At 73.3% G+C, this 18163-nt stretch carries 16 protein-coding genes; 11 read left to right on the forward strand and 5 right to left on the reverse strand.

Annotated features, from left to right (window positions below; genetic code table 11):
* Positions 1-8 precede the first annotated feature (8 nt).
* Genes AB0411_RS05965 through hypE form a run of 3 tightly spaced genes read left to right on the forward strand, consistent with a single transcriptional unit; the run spans position 9 to position 2570 of the window.
* The gene (locus AB0411_RS05965) at positions 9-347 is read left to right on the forward strand and encodes a HypC/HybG/HupF family hydrogenase formation chaperone (RefSeq protein WP_366416002.1); all 339 of its coding nucleotides are present in this window, start codon (positions 9-11) and stop codon (positions 345-347) included.
* Complete coding sequence (gene hypD / locus AB0411_RS05970) at positions 344-1468, forward strand: hydrogenase formation protein HypD (RefSeq protein ID WP_366416003.1); 1125 nt, start codon at positions 344-346, stop codon at positions 1466-1468. The genes AB0411_RS05965 and hypD overlap by 4 nt, the downstream gene beginning before the upstream one ends.
* Complete coding sequence (gene hypE, locus AB0411_RS05975; protein ID WP_403146540.1) at positions 1461-2570, forward strand: hydrogenase expression/formation protein HypE; 1110 nt, start codon at positions 1461-1463, stop codon at positions 2568-2570. Before hypD ends, hypE begins: the two co-directional genes overlap by 8 nt.
* A gap of 72 nt (positions 2571-2642) precedes the next feature.
* On the opposite strand, the gene efeB is transcribed toward hypE, so the two are convergent.
* Positions 2643-3905: an iron uptake transporter deferrochelatase/peroxidase subunit gene (efeB, locus tag AB0411_RS05980; protein WP_366416004.1), complete on the reverse strand. Its 1263-nt coding sequence runs from the start codon at positions 3903-3905 to the stop codon at positions 2643-2645.
* Between the two features lie 289 nt (positions 3906-4194).
* Here efeB and AB0411_RS05985 point away from each other — a divergent pair, with 289 nt between their 5' ends.
* Entirely contained in the window at positions 4195-4695 is a 501-nt protein-coding gene (locus AB0411_RS05985; RefSeq protein ID WP_366416005.1) for a hypothetical protein, read from the forward strand.
* 125 nt (positions 4696-4820) lie between these two features.
* Here AB0411_RS05985 and AB0411_RS05990 read toward each other — a convergent pair whose 3' ends face one another.
* Positions 4821-5078, reverse strand: coding sequence for a hypothetical protein (locus tag AB0411_RS05990; RefSeq protein WP_366416006.1), 258 nt, complete (start codon positions 5076-5078; stop codon positions 4821-4823).
* Positions 5079-5280: 202 nt separating this feature from the next.
* Here AB0411_RS05990 and AB0411_RS05995 point away from each other — a divergent pair, with 202 nt between their 5' ends.
* From AB0411_RS05995 to AB0411_RS06010, 4 genes are all read left to right on the forward strand, one after another.
* Entirely contained in the window at positions 5281-5649 is a 369-nt protein-coding gene (locus AB0411_RS05995; protein ID WP_366416007.1) for a hypothetical protein, read from the forward strand.
* Positions 5650-5834: 185 nt separating this feature from the next.
* A complete protein-coding gene (locus tag AB0411_RS06000; protein WP_403146547.1) occupies positions 5835-7463 on the forward strand; it encodes an APC family permease in 1629 nt (542 codons plus the stop codon).
* A gap of 370 nt (positions 7464-7833) precedes the next feature.
* Positions 7834-8667 carry a PP2C family protein-serine/threonine phosphatase gene (locus AB0411_RS06005; RefSeq protein ID WP_366416008.1) on the forward strand — a complete coding sequence of 278 codons (834 nt, stop codon included), beginning with the start codon at positions 7834-7836 and terminating at the stop codon, positions 8665-8667.
* Between the two features lie 62 nt (positions 8668-8729).
* Positions 8730-9713, forward strand: a complete 984-nt coding sequence (locus tag AB0411_RS06010; RefSeq protein WP_366416009.1) for an MASE1 domain-containing protein — start codon at positions 8730-8732, stop codon at positions 9711-9713.
* A 37-nt stretch (positions 9714-9750) separates the two neighbouring features.
* On the opposite strand, the gene AB0411_RS06015 is transcribed toward AB0411_RS06010, so the two are convergent.
* The gene (locus AB0411_RS06015) at positions 9751-10812 is read right to left on the reverse strand and encodes an ATP-dependent DNA ligase (RefSeq protein ID WP_366416010.1); all 1062 of its coding nucleotides are present in this window, start codon (positions 10810-10812) and stop codon (positions 9751-9753) included.
* A gap of 116 nt (positions 10813-10928) precedes the next feature.
* Between AB0411_RS06015 and ligD the strand changes: the two genes are divergently transcribed.
* The gene (gene ligD / locus AB0411_RS06020; RefSeq protein ID WP_366416011.1) at positions 10929-11942 is read left to right on the forward strand and encodes a non-homologous end-joining DNA ligase; all 1014 of its coding nucleotides are present in this window, start codon (positions 10929-10931) and stop codon (positions 11940-11942) included.
* Positions 11943-12081: 139 nt separating this feature from the next.
* On the opposite strand, the gene AB0411_RS06025 is transcribed toward ligD, so the two are convergent.
* A complete protein-coding gene (locus AB0411_RS06025) occupies positions 12082-13233 on the reverse strand; it encodes an EamA family transporter (protein WP_366416012.1) in 1152 nt (383 codons plus the stop codon).
* Between the two features lie 264 nt (positions 13234-13497).
* Here AB0411_RS06025 and AB0411_RS06030 point away from each other — a divergent pair, with 264 nt between their 5' ends.
* Positions 13498-13845 carry a hypothetical protein gene (locus AB0411_RS06030; protein WP_366416013.1) on the forward strand — a complete coding sequence of 116 codons (348 nt, stop codon included), beginning with the start codon at positions 13498-13500 and terminating at the stop codon, positions 13843-13845.
* A gap of 54 nt (positions 13846-13899) precedes the next feature.
* On the opposite strand, the gene AB0411_RS06035 is transcribed toward AB0411_RS06030, so the two are convergent.
* Complete coding sequence (locus tag AB0411_RS06035; protein ID WP_366416014.1) at positions 13900-15444, reverse strand: AMP-binding protein; 1545 nt, start codon at positions 15442-15444, stop codon at positions 13900-13902.
* Positions 15445-15895: 451 nt separating this feature from the next.
* On the opposite strand from AB0411_RS06035, the gene AB0411_RS06040 reads away from it, so the two are divergent.
* Entirely contained in the window at positions 15896-17980 is a 2085-nt protein-coding gene (locus tag AB0411_RS06040) for a SpoIIE family protein phosphatase (protein ID WP_366416015.1), read from the forward strand.
* Positions 17981-18163 lie beyond the last annotated feature (183 nt).

Raw genomic sequence — 18163 nt, forward strand, 5'->3', positions numbered from 1 at the left:
GAGGGCCCATGTGCCTGGCGGTACCCGGCAAGGTATTGGACATCGAGGAACGGGACGGCACCCGTATGGCCACCGTCGACTTCGGCGGTGTGGTCAAGGAGGTGTGCCTGGAGTACGTCCCCGACCTGCAGGTCGGCGAGTACGCCATCGTCCACGTCGGCTTCGCGCTGCAGCGGCTGGACGAGGAGTCCGCCCGCAAGACCCTGGCCCTGTTCGAGGAACTGGGTCTGTTGCAGGAGGAGTTCGGCGACCCCTGGGAGGCGGCGGCCGAGCCGCCACGCTGGGAGGAGACGGGCGCCGGACCCGCGGTCGCGGCCGGCGACGGAGCGCGGGAGGCGGGCCGGTGAAGTACCTCGACGAATTCCAGAACCCCGAACTCGCCGGCCGGCTGCTCGACGACATCCGGTCCACGGTGACCCGGCCATGGGCCCTCATGGAGGTCTGCGGCGGGCAGACCCACACCATCATCCGTCACGGGATCGACCAACTCCTGCCCGATCAGGTCGAGCTGATCCACGGCCCGGGCTGCCCGGTCTGTGTGACCCCGCTGGAGGTCATCGACAAGGCCCTGGAGATCGCCTCTCGTACCGACGTGATCTTCTGTTCCTTCGGCGACATGCTCCGCGTCCCCGGTACCGACCGGGACCTGTTCCAGGTGCGCAGCCGGGGCGGCGACGTACGGGTCGTCTACTCCCCGCTCGACGCCCTGAAGATCGCCCAGCAGAACCCGCACCGCGAGGTGGTGTTCTTCGGCATCGGCTTCGAGACCACCGCACCGCCCAACGCCATGACGGTCTATCAGGCCCGCCGGCTCGGCATCCCCAACTTCAGCCTGCTGGTCTCGCACGTGAGGGTGCCGCCCGCGATCGAGGCCATCATGAACGCGCCCGACTGCCGGGTCCAGGCGTTCCTCGCGGCCGGCCATGTGTGCAGCGTGATGGGGATGGGGGAGTACCCCGAACTGGCCGCACGCTTCCGGGTGCCGATCGTCGTCACCGGCTTCGAGCCGCTGGACATCCTGGAGGGGATCCGCCGCACCGTCCGCCAGCTGGAGCGCGGCGAACACACCGTGGACAACGCCTACCCCCGCGCCGTGCGCAGCGAGGGCAATCCGGCGGCCCGGGCCATGCTCGCGGACGTCTTCGAGGTCACCGACCGCTCCTGGCGCGGCATCGGCACCATCCCCGCCAGCGGCTGGCGGCTCTCGGAACGCTACCGCGAGTACGACGCCGAGCACCGCTTCTCCGTCGAGGGCATCACCACCCAGGAACCCGCCGCCTGCCGCAGCGGGGAGGTCCTCCAAGGGTTCATCAAGCCGCACGAGTGCGAGGCCTTCGGCACCCTCTGCACCCCGCGCTCCCCGCTCGGCGCCACCATGGTCTCCAGCGAGGGCGCCTGCGCCGCCTACTACCTCTACCGCCGACTCGGCACCACGCCCACCCCCCAGGAGGCGAGCCCCGTTGTCTGACACCCTCCACCCCGCCCCCGGCGGTCCCACCCCGGCCGACCGCGGCCTGCCCACCGTCGACATCTCCGGCTGGACCTGCCCCGCCCCGCTCCGCGACCAGCCCCGCGTCGTCATGGGGCACGGCGGAGGCGGCGCCCTGTCCGCGGAACTCGTCCAGCAGATCTTCGCCCCCGCCTTCGGCGGCGAGATCCTCGCCCAGCTCGGCGACTCCGCCGCGGTGTCCCTCGGCGGTGTGCGCCTCGCGTTCTCCACCGACTCCTATGTCGTGCGGCCGCTGTTCTTCCCCGGCGGCTGCATCGGCGACCTCGCCGTCAACGGCACCGTCAACGACCTCGCCATGAGCGGCGCCAAGGCCGCCTACCTCTCGTGCGGCTTCATCCTGGAGGAGGGCGTGGAGATGCCGGTGGTGGCCGGGGTCGCCGATGCGATGGGCGCGGCCGCGCGGGCCGCGGGGGTCGAGGTGGCGACCGGCGACACCAAGGTCGTCGAGGCGGGCCACGGCGACGGCGTCTACCTCAACACCGCCGGTATCGGCCTGATCCCGGCGGGCGTCGATCTGCGCCCGCAGCGCGTCGTCCCCGGCGATGTGGTGATCGTCAGCGGTGACATCGGCCTGCACGGCGTGGCCATCATGAGCGTCCGCGAGGGCCTGGAGTTCGGCGTCGAGATCGAGAGCGACTGCGCGGCCCTCGGCGGCCTCGTCGAGACCATGCTCGCCGTCACCCCTGATCTGCATGTGCTGCGCGACCCCACCCGTGGCGGTCTGGCCGCCGCGCTGTGCGAGATCGCCACCGCCTCCTGCACCGGCATCGTCATCCAGGAACGCGCCGTTCCGGTCCCGCCGGCCGTCGCCAACGCCTGCGCGATCCTCGGCCTGGACCCGATGTACGTCGCCAACGAGGGCAAGCTGGTGGCCTTCGTCCCCCGCGAACACGCGGACGCCGTGCTGGACGCCATGCGCGCGCACCCGCTGGGCGCCGGCGCCGCGATCATCGGCGAGGCGGTGGCCACCCACCCCGGAATGGTGGTGGCCGGCACCCCGCTGGGCGGCACCCGGGTCGTCGACCTGCCGCTGGGCGAGCAGCTGCCGCGGATCTGCTGAGCGGGTCACCCCGCGTACGACCGAGGGCGGCACCGGTTCCGGTGCCGCCCTCGGTGCGTGGGTCCGTTCCGCTCAGACCTTCTTCAGCAGCCGGGAGCCGAACCAGTCGTCGGCGTCGCGCACCCCCGGCAGGATGAAGAAGTAGCCCCCGCCGATCGGCGTGATGAACCGGGACAGCGGCTCGTGGCGCAGCCGGCGCTGCACGGTCGCGAACTGCAGCTCCGGGTTCTGCTGGTAGCCGCAGAAGACCAGTCCGAGGTCCATCTGTCCGGCATGGTCGAAGCCCTGGTCGTAGTTGTAACTCCGGCGCAGGAAGCGGGACTTGTCGGTCTTCTCGGTGCGCGGGTTGGCCAGCCGGATGTGCGAGTCGAGCGGGATCTTCCTGCCGTGCGGGTCGTCGCGGTACTTCGGCGGGTCCGTCTCGTGCTCGCCGTCCAGCGGCGCACCGCTCGCCTTGCGCCGCCCGAAGATCTTCTCCTGCCGGGCCACCGGCACCTTGTCCCACTTCTCGATGTGGAAGCGGATCAGACGCAGCACCTGGTAGCTGCCGCCCAGGGCCCATTCCGGCTCCCCGCAGGGCGGAGTCACCCACATCAGCCGGTTCATCTCCCGGGACGAGGCGGTGTCCGGGTTGACGATGCCGTCCTTGAAACCGATGAAGGTGCGCGGCGAACCCGAGGGCCGCGACGGGTTCAAGAAGGCGTCCGCGCGCCAGCGGGGCCGCAGCAGGCCCTCCGTCGCCCGCGTCAGATCGCGCAGCACATGGACGATGGCGTCCGGGTGCTGCGCGCAGATCTGCAGCGACAGGTCGCCGTGGCAGCGCGAGGGCTCCAGCCGGTCGTCGGGGAACGCCGGCATCGCCTTGAGATGCCGGGGCTTGTGGCCGGAGAGCCCGAAGCGGTCGTCGAACAGCGAGGCGCCGACGCCGAGCGTGATGGTGAGCGAGTCGGGGGTGGGCCGTTCCGAGGCGACCTGCTCGTCCTGCGGCTTCACCCCGGCAGCCAGCACCCGGCAGCGCGTGGTGAGCCGCTGGAACAGCTCCGTCAGGCCTTCGCGGTTCTCGGCCAGTACGTCGAAGCCGACGAACCCGGCGAAGAGCTGCTGGGGGGTCAGGATGCCGGCCTGGTGGCGGCCGTGGAACGGCACCTTGTCGGGCAGCGGATTCCCGCCGTCGCGGAGCCCGGCCGCCGGCCGCTGCGCCGGCGCGGCCGCGGCCTCCCCGCCGAGGCCCGTCGCGGCCGCCACCCCGGCGAGCCCCGCCGCACACCTGAGAAAGCCCCGGCGCCCCTCGTCCCGCGCAGGGGCCCGTTCGTCGCCGGCCTGATCACATCTCATCGTCCCGCCCATCCTGACTGCGTCGTCCGGAAGCCGCGTGCCTTGCCCAACCTGAGCGCGATGCTCGTCCGCCACGACGCGACGGCGGGGAGCAACACGGTCCCGGCGGCGGATATCACGCCTTGGCCGCGGGACGGTCGCCCGAATGGCCCAGCAGGCGCCTCCCCCGCGCGACAGGGCCCCGGAGCGCTTCTAGCGTCGGCCCTGTGACCTGCCCGGACACGGCACAGCGCAACGCCGTGGCCGCCGGTCGCACACCGCGCACCACCCCCGATCCGACGGACCCCACATGAGCACATCCACCGACGCGAGCACCGTCATCGGCGAGGCCCGACCCGCCGTCGACGGCACCCCCACCGAGGAGAGCACGGCCCTCGACGGGTGCACCGCCACCGAAGAGGGCACGGTCCTCGCCGAGGCCGCACCCGTCGGTACGGAGACCTGCGCCGAGGAGAGCACGGCGGCCGACGGAAGCGGGGCCGGCGACCAGAGCCCGGTGGCCGGGGACGTCCCACCCACCGGGGACACCGGCGGCGGGGAGTGCGCGGCCGCCGACGAGGCCGTGCCCGCCGGGGCGAGCACCCCGCTCGATGCGCCGGCGGACACCTGGCTGCGGATCGAGAAGGGCCATGCCGAGCCCGAGGAGATCGCCGCGATCAGTGTGGTGCTCCGCATCCAGCTCGCCGGGCTGCGCGCCCTCGCCGACAACGCTGACGAGGCGCCGTCCACCGCCCGGCGGCGGCACGCCCGGCACACCGCCTGCTGGTCGGGCTGCTGGAGCTGCGGCTGACCTCCCGGCCCCGTGCGCCTCCGGCCGGCCTTCCCGCCCGGACGCTGCCTTCTCCTCTGCGGCCGAGCGCCCGGCCGTGACGTGTTCCCCGGAGGCCGCGATCGCCCCGGCCGCCCCGGGGACGGTCAGCCCAGAAGCACCAGCAGGGCCGCTGCCACGGCGACCACGAGCGCGCCGAGGACGAAGCCGGTGACCACCTTCCGCTGCCAGGGCGCCAAGTGGCCGCCGCGCAGTGCGCTTCCCATCCGGGCGTACTGGTCGATGCGCCCCATCGGCGTCAGCGGATCCGCCGGCCCCTGCGGCATGCCCCGGGTCCAGTCAGGGCCCGACTGGGGGTACCGGCGCCGCCAGCTCTCGTCCTCGCGCCACGGCAGTGTGGTCATCCGGCTGCTCCTCGCTTCCTCGCGTCCCGTACGGCAGAGCCGGCATCTTCCTGTGCCGATGCGGCTTCCCCCGACCCTTCTCCCCGTCAACGCCCGAGCACGCGGGGGAGATCCCGCCGGACGGAGGGGATCGGGGCGGCGTGCGCACCCGGCCGAGCCCCAGAGCCCGGGCGGAGGGGGCGGACGCCGTGCCGGCCGGTCCGTGAGCGCCCTCCAGGAGCAGGTCATCCTCGCCGCCGAGCGCACGGCGCGCGAGGCGCAGGCCGCGGCCCCGGACGCCGGAGCCACGGACGTCGTCTACGTCCTCACGGCGTACGGCCGCCGGGAGCTGGCAGCCTCCGGCGTCGACACCGACCGCCTGCCCCGCCGCCGGGCGGTCGTCCGCTACTGCGTCGACTGGGGCGAGCAGCGCCACCACTCGGCGGGGGCGCTCGGGGCCGCGCTCACCGCCCGGCTGTTCGCCCTGGAGTGGCTCCGCCACGGAAAGTACCGCCGCGTCGTCCATCTCACCGAGGCCGGGCGGGACGGCCTGGCGAGGACGTTCGGCGTCCCGGCCGACCGGGACGTCTGAGGCGGGCCGCGGCCCGTCGTCCGTCACGGGCGGGGCGCACCCTCCGGTGTCCCGTCGTCGCGCTGCGTGCGCGATCCCTGCGCTGTGTGCAGGAAGTGTCCGCTGGTGGAGCGGAAGATTCCTCTTCGGTGCTCGTCGAGTAGGGTCCGGCGAGCCGGAAAGAGTGAATCAAGGAGGCCGTTTTCGTGACGGAGCGTCAGGTATCAGGCGGGGGCGACGGGGCCGGCGCGCCGGAAGTACTGGCACAGGAGCGCCGGTTGCGCCGTGACCTGGGCTTCTGGGGACTGACGGGCATCGGCTTCTCCAATATCGTCGGCTCCGGCTGGCTGTTCGCCGCCCTGTACGCGGCGCAGACCGCGGGCCCCGCGGCGCTGCTGTCCTGGGTCGGTGCCGGTCTGCTGTGCGGCCTGGTCGCCCTGGTCATGATCGAACTCGGGGCGTCCCGGCCGGAGGGCGGCGGCACCGTCCGCTGGCCGCTGTTCGCCAGCGGCCGGCTCGTCGGCACCCTCATCGGCTGGTCGACGCTGCTGTCGGTGGGCGGGACCGCCGCCGAGATCAGCGCGATCATGCAGTACGCCGCGCACTACCTGCCGGGCATCTACAACGGCCACACCCTCACCCTCTCGGGACTGGCGCTGGCCACCGGGCTCAGCGTGGTGCTGACGGCGCTGAACTGGTTCGCGGTCCGGCTGTTCGCCCGGCTCAACAACCTGGTCTCGGTGTTCAAGATCCTCGTGCCGGTGATCACCGTGATCGCGCTGATCGCCTCCGGCTGGCACTCCGGCCGTCTGACGGACCACGGCGGCTTCGCGCCGTACGGCTACGTCGCCTGCCTGACCGCGCTGGCCGGCGGCGGCATCGTCTACTCCGTCAACGGCTTCCAGGCGCCGCTGGACTTCTCCGGCGAGACCCGCAACCCCCGCCGGACCATCCCCGCCGCCGTCCTCACCGGCATCGGCCTCGCCGTCCTGATGTACCTGGCGCTGCAGGTGGCGTTCCTCTTCACCGTCCCCGAGAACCTGCTCGGCCACGGCTGGCACGGGGTCTCCTTCGACTCGCCGTTCGGCCAGCTCGCGCTGATCCTCAACCTGCACTGGCTCGCCAGCCTGCTCTACGCGGACGCGGTGATCTCGCCCGGCGGTTCCGCGTACGTCGGCGTGGCGATCAACGCGCGGCACACCTACGCGCTCGCCAAGAACGGCACCATCCCGCGGTACTTCATGAAGGTCAACGAGCGGTTCGGCATCCCGCGCCGGGCGCTGGCGGTCAACCTCGCGGTCATCGTGGTCTTCCTGCTGCCGTTCGGCGGCTGGCAGGACATCGTGAGCGTCATGGGCGACATGTATCTGCTGATCTATGCCGCCTCCGCGGTCGCGGTCGCGGTGTTCCGCGCCGAGCCGGGCGGCCACACCGCCGGCTGGGTCCCCGGGCTGCGCTGGATCGCGCCGCTCAGCTTCGTGGTGGCCAGCGAGTTCGTCTACTGGTCGGGCTGGCAGGACCTGCGCCTCGCGCTGCCCCTGGTGCTCGGCGGCCTGCTGATCTTCCTGGCCATGCGCCGACCCGGCGTCCGCGTGGAGAGCGACGGCGCAGGCCCGAGCCGCCCGCTCGGCGCCGAACTGCGCACCGGCGCCTGGCTGGTGTTCTACCTCGTCGCCCTGACCGCGCTCTCCGGGCTGGGCACGTTCGAGGGCTCCGGACTGCTGCCCGCACCGTACGACTCGATCACCGTGGCCGCCATGGCGCTGGCGGTCTTCTTCTGGGCCGTCCGCTCCGGCGTCCGGCACCTGGCGGTGGCCCGCCCCGCCGAGGCCTGAGCCCGGCCGCGGGACGCGGCTGCGGGAAGCGGTCGCGGACCGGGCCCGGCGGGCAGTGGTGCGGCGGACCGCGGCACGGGACCGCCCCTCGCGCGGGGACGCCTGCGGAGGGCGCGATCCCGGCCGGACCGTCCGCGAGCGCGGCGGAAGCGGCCGCCGCACGGTGCGCGCCCGCGTTCGGCCGTCCCGGCCGCGGGGCGGGCATCCGCCGCCCTCCCGGCCGTCAAGCGGAAGTCCCCCCGCGGAAATAAGATGAATCGCGAGAGGCGGGCTCCCCGAGAGCCCCATGAGGCCAGGTCAGGCCGCCACCGCGGACTGCCGTACGGAGCGCGCTCCCTGGCGGGTCCACCGATGCACCTGGGAGCGGCCCATGCTGCGGCGGCGTCCCCCGCGGTCGGCGAGCGCCGACGACCTGCTGAGCACGCTCGGACGGCTGACCGCCCAGGCACGGGAGGGCGCCGAGAAGCAGCGGGCGCGGGTGGAGCTGGCCGAGGCGCTGCAGCGCGAGATGCTGCCCGCCGCGCTGCCGGGCGTACCGGGGCTGCACGCCGCCGCCACCTACGCCCCCGCCCGGCACGGACTCGACATCGGCGGCGACTGGTACGACGGCTTCCGCCTGCCCGACGCGTCGCTCGCCTTCTGCATCGGCGATGTGCAGGGCCACGACGTCGAGGCGGCCGCCTTCATGGGACAGATCCGCTTCGGGCTGCGCGCCGTCGCCGGCCACGCAGCGGACCCGGGGGAGGTCCTGAGCCGGGCCAACGACCTGCTGGTCTCGGTCGACTGCGGCCTCTTCGCGACCTGCACCTTCGTCCGCTTCGACCCGGCCGCCTGGGAGCTGTCCAGCGCCCGGGCCGGGCACGTACCCGGCATCTGGGCCACCACCGACGGCCGCTGCGGCCTCGCCGACGACCCCGGCGGCCTGCCGCTGGGCATCATGCCGGGCGAGAGCTACCCGGTCTCCCACCACCGGTTCGCCACCGCGGGGGCGTTTGTGCTGCTCACCGACGGGGTGGTCGAGGGGCCGTCCTTCCCGATAGAGGCGGGGCTGGCGCAGGTGACCCGCCTGGTCAGCGCCAACGCCGACCGCGATCCGGCCACCGTGGCCGACGCGGCGATCAGCGTGGCCGAGTTCACCGGGCACACCGATGACTCGGCGGTGCTCGTGCTGCGCTTCGACGCGGTCCCGCCCGAAGCCGGGTGAAGCGCGGCCCGGGCGCGCGTGTCGCGGTCGGCGCCCGGCCCCCGGCGTTGTCTGATGGCCGGGTGGTGCGCACCGAGGGACTCCGCCGTTTGGCACCGGCCCTGACGATCCTCGGCCTCGCCGGCGTCTACTACGGGTCCGCCCGGATCGGCCTGCTGGAACAGGTGGTCATCTCGGGTGCCGTGGTCACCCCGCTGTGGCCGCCGACGGGTATCTCCCTGAGCTGTCTGCTCCTCCTGGGCCTGTGGACCTGGCCGGGCATCGCCCTCGGCGCCCTCGCGGTCGTCGCCACCGTCAGCCCGCTCGACCTCACGGTCCTCGGGATCATGGCGGGCAACACCCTGGCCCCGGTGTGCGCCTTCCTGATGCTCCGCCGGGTGGGGTTCCGCACCGCACTCGACCGGCTGCGCGACGGGGTGGCGCTGGTCGCCCTCGGCGCCTTCGCCGGGATGCTGATCAGCGCGACGCTGGGCACCGGGATGCTCCTCCTCAAAGGCGCCCTGCCGGGCGGCGGCTTCTGGCGGACCTGGGTCGCCTGGTGGGTGGGCGATGCGATGGGCATCCTCGTCATCACCCCGCTCCTCCTCGTCTGCCGCTCGTTCCGGTGGCCCCGCGGCGTCCCCGGCTACCGGTGGGCGGAGGCGGCGGCCCTGCTGGTCGTCACGGTCGCGGTCACGGTCATCGCGATCCGCAGCGAGCTGTCGCTGCTCTTCCTGGTCTTTCCGGTGATCGTCTGGGCGGCGCTGCGCTTCCAGCTGGCGGGCGCCGCGCCCTGCGTCCTGCTGGTGTCCGTCCTGGTCATCAGGGCGGCGACGGCCAGGACCGGACCGTTCCAGGGCCAGAGCCTGCTGGAGGCGATGGTCAATCTGCAGGCCCTGAACGCGTCCGCGGCGCTCACCGCGCTGTTGCTGTCGGCGATCGTCACCGAGCAGAACGCCATCCGCCGCAAGGTCGAGCAGGCCTGCAGCGAACTGGCCGAGGTGGTGGACCGGCTGGCCCCGGGGGAGAGCCGGCGCCGCTGGCCGCCGGACGGCGACCCCACCTGACCCGGCGCGGTGAGCGTCGACGCGGCGCTCCGCCCGGTCATCCCGGCAGCAGCTGCCCCAGGTCGTAACCCACCGGCTCCTCCAGCTGGGCGTAGGTGCAGCTCTCCGGCGTACGGTCGGGACGCCAGTGGCGGAACTGGGCGGTGTGCCGGAACCTGCTGCCCTCCATGTGGTCGTAGGCGACCTCGCACACCCGCTCCGGCCGCAGCGGCACCCACGACAGGTCCTTGCCGCCGCTCCAACGGCTGGGCCCGCCGGGCATCCGCCGGGTGGCATGCGCCGACTCGTCGGTCCACGCGCCCCACGGATGGCCCGAGACGTCGTCCATCCGCAACGGCGCCAGCTCCTCGACCAGCGCCCGCCGCCTGGCCATGGGGAACGAGGCGCACACCCCGACGTGTTGCAGCTCCCCGCGGTCGTCGTACAGGCCGAGCAGCAGGGAGCCGACCACCGGCCCGCTCTTGTGCAGCCGGTAGCCGGCGACCACGCAGTCGGCGGTGCGGGCATGCTTGATCTTGAACATGGCGCGGTCGCCGGGCCGGTACGGCAGATCGAGCGGCTTGGCGACCACCCCGTCCAGCCCCGCCCCCTCGAACTGGGTGAACCAGCGGCGCGCCAGCTCCTGGTCCCTCGTCGCGGGTGCCGTGTACACCGGCGCCCCGGCCGGGCGCAGCGCCTCGACCAGGGCCTCCCGGCGCGCCGACTGCGGTTCGTGCACCAGCGTGTCCGAGCCGAGCGCCAGCAGGTCGAAGGCGACCAGTGAAGCGGGCGTCCGCGCGGCGAGGGTGCGGACCCGGGAGTCCGCCGGGTGGATGCGCTCCAGCAGCTCCTCGAAGTGCAGCCGGCCGTCATGGGCGATGACGATCTCGCCGTCGACGACGCAGCGCGGCGGCAGCTCGGCCCGTGCCGCGTCGACCACTTCGGGGAAGTAGCGGGTGAGGGACTTCGTCGTACGGCTGGCGATCTCGACGTCCTCGCCGTCCCGGAAGACGATGACGCGGAAGCCGTCCCACTTGGCCTCGTAGAGCATGCCGGCGGGGATGTCGGCCACCGCCTTCGCGAGCATGGGGGAGACCGGGGGCATGACGGGCAGGTCCATGGTCCCGATCCTGAGGGCCGGCGCCGGTTCCCGCGCGCCGGGACGCCCGTTTCGCGGGACCCGGCCGCCGCCCCGCCCGGCGCGCGGTGGCGGCCCCCGGAATCTAGCGTGGAGTCATGGCCGGAGCCGGAGCTGTCGAACTGGACGTCGCGGGGCGCACCGTGCGCCTGTCGCACCCCGACAAGACGTATTACCCGGAGCGCGGATTCACCAAGCTGGACGTGGCGCAGTACTACCTCGCCGTCGCCGACGGGGTGCTGCGGGGCCTGCGCGACCGGCCCACCACCATGCAGCGCTTCCCCGACGGCGTCGAGGGCGAGTTCTTCTACCAGAAGCGGGCGCCCAAGGGGATGCCGGACTGGCTGCCCACCGCCCGTATCGCCTTCCCCAGCGGCCGGTTCGCCGACGAGATGTGCCCCACCGAGCCCGCCGCGGTTCTCTGGGCGGCCAATCTCGGGTGTCTGACGTTCCATCCGTGGCCCGTCCGGCGCGCTGACACCGAGCACCCCGACGAACTGCGGATCGACCTCGACCCGCAGCCCGGCACCGACTTCGCGGACGCCGTCCGGGTGGCCCACCTCCTGCGCGAGCTGCTGGCGGAACACGGGCTGCGCGGCTGGCCCAAGACGTCCGGCGGCCGCGGGGTGCACGTCTACGTCCCGATCCGGCCCCACTGGACCTTCACCGAGGTCAGACGGGCCGCGATCACCCTCGCCCGGGCGCTGGAGCGCCGGATGCCGGACCTGGTGACCTCCGCATGGTGGAAGGAGGAGCGCGGCACCAAGGTCTTCGTCGACTACAACCAGATGGCCCGCGACCGGACCATCGCCTCCGCCTACTCGCTGCGCGCCCGCCCCCGGGCGACCGTCTCCACCCCGCTGCGCTGGGACGAGCTGTCCGACGCCGCGCCCGAGGACTTCGACCTGCGGACGGTGCCCCCGCGCTTCGCCGAACTCGGCGATGTGCACGCGGACATGGCGGACCACGCCTTCGGCCTGGAATCCGTTCTGGACCTCGCGGACCGTCAGGCGGCGGACGAAGGGCTGGGCGACCTGCCCTACCCGCCCGACCACCCGAAGATGCCCGGCGAGCCGTCCCGGGTCCAGCCGAGCCGGGCCCGCAAGGAGTAGGGCCTCGGGCCCGGGCCGTCCCGCCCCGCGGCCTGTCCTCCCTGCCCGGCTCCCGTCGTCATCCCCGGAAGCCGTCCGTCCGCCAAGTGGCGTGCACTCGGACCCGGGAGCTCGTCGTCTGCTCCTCGCCCTCCGGCGGCTACCGCGGTTCCCGGCCGGGCCGGGAGCTCCGGTGCGCCGGGCCGGCCGCCGTGGTCTCGGCCGGACCGGAGACAGGACCGTCCCCGGAGTTGTTCTCGCAGCGCTCCTCCGATCCACCCGCCGGCCCGTCCGTCGCCCCATCCGCCGGGCCGTCCACCGACCCGTCCGCCGGCCCGGCGGCGCCCCGCCCGCCGTCGCCGTCGGCCGCCCGGCGGCTCGCGCCGGTGGACGCCGCTGCCACGGCGGCGATGCCCAGGCACTGCACCGGGGCGAGGCGCTGGCCGAGCAGCAGCAGTCCGGCGACGGCGCCGACGGCCGGTTCGAGGCTGGTCAGGATCCCGAAGACCCGCGGCGGGACGCGGCGCAGCGCCTCCAGGTTGCAGGAGTACGGCAGGACGCTGGAGAGCACCGCCACGGCCGCCGCGAGCAGCAGCACCCGGGGTTCGAGCAGCCGGCTGCCGCCCTGCGCGATGCCGTACGGGAGGCTGAGGAGCGCGCCCCAGGCGACGGCGAGGGCGAGGCCGCCACCGCCGCCGGCCCGACGGGCGAGCCGGGCCGAGACCAGGATGTACCCGGCCCAGCAGGCGGCGGCGAGCGCGGCGAGTCCGATGCCCAGGAGGTCGAGCGGGAGGCCGCCCTCGCCCAGCAGCAGCACACCGGCCCCGGCCAGCAGCGACCACACCAGGTCCGCCGGCCTGCGCGAGGTGGCCAGCGCGAGGGCGAACGGGCCGAGGAACTCGATCGTGGTGGCCGCGCCCAACGGGATCCGGCCCACGGCCTCGTAGTACGCGAGATGGTGCACGGCCAGCAGCGTGCCCGCGGTGACCACGATGCCGGGGGTGCCGTGCGACCGGTGGCGCCACCGCGGCCGCCACAGCGCGCCCAGGAGCACCGCGGCGATCGCCAGCCGCAGCATCACCACCCCGGCGGGCCCGACGGCCGGATAGAGACCTACGGAGAGCGCGGCCCCGCCCTGGAGGCCGACGATGCCGCCGCACACCAGCCCGGGAGCCGGCACCCTCCCCAGGAACCGCCCCACCACGTTGCTCGCGGTCGTGCGCGAACTCTCCGCCGCGGTGCGATGCTTGAGCCGGCCGATCCCCTCGTCGTCGGCGCTCCCGGCGCCGTCCCCGCCCCGTGTAATCGCCATGGCCCCAGGATGGCATCCGGGCGGAGCCGCCCGCCGACGTGGTGCCGGCGGATGCGGTGCCGTCGGCCGATTCCCGCCGACGCCGCGCTCCTCCGCGTCACCCGACCGCGAGCAGGTCGTTCACCAGGCCGCTTTGCCGATTCATTGCCGCGAGTGGAGCAATTCTTGGGGCCGTTGGAGTGGATGTTCGTCGTGCCTGCGGGGTTTTCGCCGCGCCGCGGTACTCATCGAATGTCAGATTTCCTGCCAAACAGGAGAAACGCAATGCGCAAGTTCATAGGCCGCTCCATGGCCGCCGCGGCCCTTGCCGCCGCTACCGTCGTCCCCGTCGCCGGGATAGCTTCAGCCACCCCGCAGGTGCCGACCGCATCGTCCAAGGGCGACCACCACGGTCGTCACCACCAGGGTCGTCACCACCACAGGCACCACTGCCACCACCACGGTGGCTTCGGCAACTTCGGCGGCTTCGGCGGCCTCGGTGGCTTCGGCGGCCTCGGCGGCTTCGGTGGCTTCGGCAACTACGGTGGCTTCGGCGGCTACGGCGGCTGCGGCTTCGGCAACTACGGCTACGGCTTCGGGGGCTTCCCCTTCGGTCTGCTGGGCATCCTCTGACGGCAGTTGTACCGACAGGCCGCCGCAGCCCCCGGCTGCGGCGGCTCGTCGCTGTCAGCCCAGGGTCCCGGCCTCCTGCTCGGCCCGCCGGCGCAGCTCCTTCTTGTCGGGCTTTCCGGCGTCGGTCAGCGGCAGTGCCTCGACGAAGGTGAGGTGTGCCGGTTCGTACATCGCCCCGCGCTCGGCGCGGACCATCTCGCGCAGCTGCCCGGCGTCGACCTCGCTGCCGGGCGCCGGTACCACCGCGGCGTGCACCCGCTCCATGCGGTCGGCGTCCCGGACGCCGAACACGGCGCTCTGCAGTACCTGCGGGTGCGAGTTCAGCAGGTCCTCCAGTTCCGTGGTGTACACGTGGCCGCCGACCACGACGATCATGTCCTTGATCCGGTCGACGATCGTCAGGTACCCCTCCTCGTCGAGGAAGCCGATGTCCCCCGTGTGCAGCCAGCCGTCCCGCAGGACCTCGGCGGTCAGCTCGGGCTGCTTCCAGTACCCCTTCATGATCATGTCGGAGCGGACGCAGATCTCGCCGTGCTCGCCGGCCGCCAGATCGCGCCCCGACTCGTCCCGGACCGCCACCTCGACGTCGGGCAGCACCTTCCCTGCCGAGCGCAGCCGCTCGGGGCGCTCCGGGTCGTGGTCCTCCTGGGTGAGCATGCTGATGCCGCCGGCCTCGTTCTGGCCGTAGCCCTGCATCAGCACCGGCCCGAACGTCCTGACCGCGTCGGCTATCCGGGCCGGGGAGGCCTGGCAGCCGCCGTAGGTCAGCATCCGGAGGCTGGAGGTGTCGGTGCGCTGCGCGTCCGGGTGGTCCATCAACTGGTAGAGCAGCGGCGGCAGCAGGAACAGGTCCGTGATGCGCTCGCGTTCGATGGCGGCGAGGGCGGCGCCCGGGTCGAAGTCGTCGAGCAGTACGACCGTGCCGCCGGCGTGCAGCGTGCTGTCGGCGATCAGGCCCGCGGCATGCGCCAGCGTGGTGCAGACCAGCTGCCGGCGCTCGGACTCCGGCTGCTGGAGCACGCCGTGGAACCAGCGCGTCTGCTCGAAGGTGGTGCAGATGCCCTTCGGGTGGCCGGTGGTGCCGCCGGTGTGGCGGATGGTGCAGACGTCGTCGGGCCGGGCCCGGCTCGCGAACGGCTCGTCGGACTGACCGGCCGCCAGCTCCAGCAGGTCCGTGCCCACCTTGGCGGGGCCGAGGACGAGGACCTCCGGCACCGGCGCCGACTCGGTGACCTCGGCGGCCCGTTCCGCATGGCGCGGGTCGACGATCAGGGCGTGGGTCTCGACGTCCCGGACGATGGCGGCCTGCGACTCGGCGGACAGCTTGTTGTAGAGGTAGTTGACCCGGGCGCCGAGCAGGTTGGCCGCGTAGCGGGCGGCGATGATCTCCGGGAGGTTGCCGCTCAGCAGCGTGACGGTCGTGCCGCGGCCGACGCCGCGGGCGCACAGGGCCCGTGCCATGCGGTGGACCAGCGTGCGGAACTCGCCCGCGGTGACGCGGCGCCCTTGGTGGACCAGGGTTTCGCGCGCCGGATCGGCGCTGAGCGCATCGAGGTTCTCCTCTACATAGGTGCGGAATGTCCGGGCGGCGGTGGGCATGATGTGAGGCTTCCTCCCGACGCCGGCGGGCGCGGTCGGCCCGACGGGTGTGGTATACACGAATATAGTTAGTTGCTGGAGGCAACCAATGATCTCAGGGTAGTCCCTGGAGATCGACATCTCCAAGTCCGCTGGTGCCGCGCGGAGGGCTCCCGCGGACGCCCGGGGGAGCGGGCCCGGTGATGCCGGAGCCCGTGCTCCGTATCCCGTCTGCGGAGTACGTCCGGAATCATCGCCCCGAATATCGTCAACACGGTCGCCCACCTGGGAACAGCGACGGATAATGCTCGCTCGCGCACGGGGCGTCGAGGCCCTGCGGATCTCGCTCTCCCTGCGGGTCCGTCCCGTGTCGAGAGATGATGGAAACCAGCGGAAGCACAGCGAGAATCGGCCGATGTACGGAGAGCGCCACGGCTGTCGGTCTGCGGTGACCGGCGGAAGGAGTGCCTGAATGGGTGCGACCGACGCGTTCCCCGAGGGCGCCGCCCAGGTCGGGGCCACACCGGGGCAGCCGGGCGGCCTGATGGACGTGCTGGGCGTGGCGGCCGTGATGCTGGACGCGGACGGACGGATCACCCTGTGGAGCCCGCAGGCCGAGCAGCTCTTCGGCTGGAGCGCGGAGGAGGCGCTCGGCCGGCCCGCGGCGCAGCTGCTGGTCGGGCCGGAGGACTTCGACCTGGTGCTGAGCCTCTTCTCCGAGGTCATGGCGGGCGGCGAGAGCTGGGCGGGCGTCTTCCCGGTCCAGCACAAGGACGGCAGCACCCGGCTCGTCGAATTCCGCAACATGCGGCTGCTGGACGAGCGCGGCGAGTCCTACGCCCTGGGCATCGCCACCGACCAGGCCGTGCTGCGGCGGGTCGAGCGGGATCTGGCGCTGTCCGTGCGCCTGGTCGCCCAGTCGCCGATCGGCCTGGCGGTCCTGGACACCGCGCTGCGCTTCGTCATGGTCAACCCCGCGCTGGAACGCATCAACGAGCTGCCCGCCGACCGGCACATCGGCCGCGACGTCCAAGAAGCCCTGTCCTTCCTGGACACCGGCACCATCGTCTCCAGCATGCGCCAGGTCCTCGACACCGGCACCCCGCTGCTCGACCAGTTCACCGTCGGCCGGACCGCCTCCGACCCGCACGCCGACCGGGCCTGGTCGGTGTCGTACTACCGGCTGGAGGACGCCCACGGCCGGGTGCTGGGGCTGGCCACGTCGGTCGTCGACGTCACCGAGCAGCACCGCGCCGCCACCGAGGCCGCCCGCGCCCGCAGGCGGCTGGCCGTCATCGCCGACGCCTCCGCCACCGTCGGCACCACCCTCGACGTCGACCAGACCGCCCACGAACTGGCCGACGTCATCGTTCCCGAGCTGGCGGACCTGGCCGCGGTCGACGTCCTCGACGCCGTCCTCGACGGCCGGCGCCCCACCTCCCTCTCCCGCGGCGGACCGGCCCGCTTCCGTGCGCTCGCCGTGGCCGCGGCCTACTCCACCGAGGCCGTGCGCGCCGCCGACCCCACCGGCCAGATCGCCTCCTACGAAGCCGACCGGCTGATCACCCGCTGTGTGACCGAGGCCCGCCCGGTGCGCATACCCCACGTCGGCCCGGACGACCTGGAGCACATCGCCGCCGACCCGCAGGGCGCCGCCCTCCTGGGGAAGGCCGGAACCCACTCCTATCTCGCCGTGCCGCTGATCGCCCGCGGCGAGGTCCTCGGCGCGCTGTCGCTGTACCGCGTCCGCAACCCGGAGCCGTTCGACGAGGACGATGCGGTGCTCGCGGTCGAGCTGGCCGCCCGGGCCGCGGTCTGCATCGACAACGCCCGCTCGTACCAGAGCGAACGCCGCACCGCGCTCACCCTCCAGCGCCACCTGATGAACCACCGGCCGCCGCAGCCCACGGCGATGGAGATCGCCTACCGCTACCAGCCCGCCCAGGCGGCCAGCGAGGTCGGCGGCGACTGGTTCGACGCCATCCCGGTGACCGGCGACAAGACCGCGCTGGTGGTCGGCGACGTCATGGGCAGCGGCATCAACGCCGCCGCCACCATGGGCCAGTTGCGCACCACCACCCGCGCGCTGGCCGACCTCGACCTCGACCCCGCCGAGGTGCTCCGCCACCTCGACCACATCGCCGGCGGCCTCGACCCGGCCTTCGCCACCTGCCTGTACGCCGTGTACGACCCGCACCGCGCGCTGTGCCGGATCGCCGTCGCCGGGCATCTGCCGCCCATCGTGGTGCGCCCGGACCGGCCGCCCGAGCTGCTCGACCTGCCCACCGGCGCCCCGCTCGGCGTCGGCGGCGTCCCCTTCGAGCAGACCACCGTGCCGCTGCGCGACGGCGACCTGCTGGTGCTCTACACCGACGGGCTGATCGAGACCCGGGACCAGCCCATAGACACCCGGCTGGACAGCCTCCTGGAGCTGCTGACGGAGCCCGAACAGGATCTGGAGGAGCTCTGCGACCGCCTCCTGCGTGCGCTGCGCGACGAGCACGACCACGACGATGTCGCGCTGCTCATCGCCCGGGTGCGCGCCCACGAGGGCTGAGCGCGCGGCCGCGGGTTTCGCCGGGACGGCAACGGATTCGGCGGTGCCCCGGGGAGATCTGGTGCTGCCCTTCCCGCCGCGGAATCCGCTTGTCTTCTGTGCATGCGTCGTGGATAAGCGTTTCCACGCCGGGTGAAGGCTACGGATTTCGTTGTCCGCGAGCCTTAACAAGACCTTGACGGG

The organism is Streptomyces angustmyceticus, assembly GCF_040701845.1.
GTDB classification, from domain to species: Bacteria; Actinomycetota; Actinomycetes; order Streptomycetales; family Streptomycetaceae; genus Streptomyces; species Streptomyces angustmyceticus_A.

Bases quoted from the DNA above. Each gene is read 5' to 3' on its own strand.
- AB0411_RS05965 (WP_366416002.1), top strand. From the start codon at position 9: ATGTGCCTGGCGGTACCCGGCAAGGTATTGGACATCGAGGAACGGGAC.
- efeB (WP_366416004.1), bottom strand. From the start codon at position 3,905: ATGAGATGTGATCAGGCCGGCGACGAACGGGCCCCTGCGCGGGACGAG.
- AB0411_RS05985 (WP_366416005.1), top strand. From the start codon at position 4,195: ATGAGCACATCCACCGACGCGAGCACCGTCATCGGCGAGGCCCGACCC.
- AB0411_RS05990 (WP_366416006.1), bottom strand. From the start codon at position 5,078: ATGACCACACTGCCGTGGCGCGAGGACGAGAGCTGGCGGCGCCGGTAC.
- AB0411_RS06005 (WP_366416008.1), top strand. From the start codon at position 7,834: ATGCTGCGGCGGCGTCCCCCGCGGTCGGCGAGCGCCGACGACCTGCTG.
- AB0411_RS06015 (WP_366416010.1), bottom strand. From the start codon at position 10,812: ATGGACCTGCCCGTCATGCCCCCGGTCTCCCCCATGCTCGCGAAGGCG.
- ligD (WP_366416011.1), top strand. From the start codon at position 10,929: ATGGCCGGAGCCGGAGCTGTCGAACTGGACGTCGCGGGGCGCACCGTG.
- AB0411_RS06025 (WP_366416012.1), bottom strand. From the start codon at position 13,233: ATGGCGATTACACGGGGCGGGGACGGCGCCGGGAGCGCCGACGACGAG.
- AB0411_RS06030 (WP_366416013.1), top strand. From the start codon at position 13,498: ATGCGCAAGTTCATAGGCCGCTCCATGGCCGCCGCGGCCCTTGCCGCC.
- AB0411_RS06035 (WP_366416014.1), bottom strand. From the start codon at position 15,444: ATGCCCACCGCCGCCCGGACATTCCGCACCTATGTAGAGGAGAACCTC.
- AB0411_RS06040 (WP_366416015.1), top strand. From the start codon at position 15,896: ATGGGTGCGACCGACGCGTTCCCCGAGGGCGCCGCCCAGGTCGGGGCC.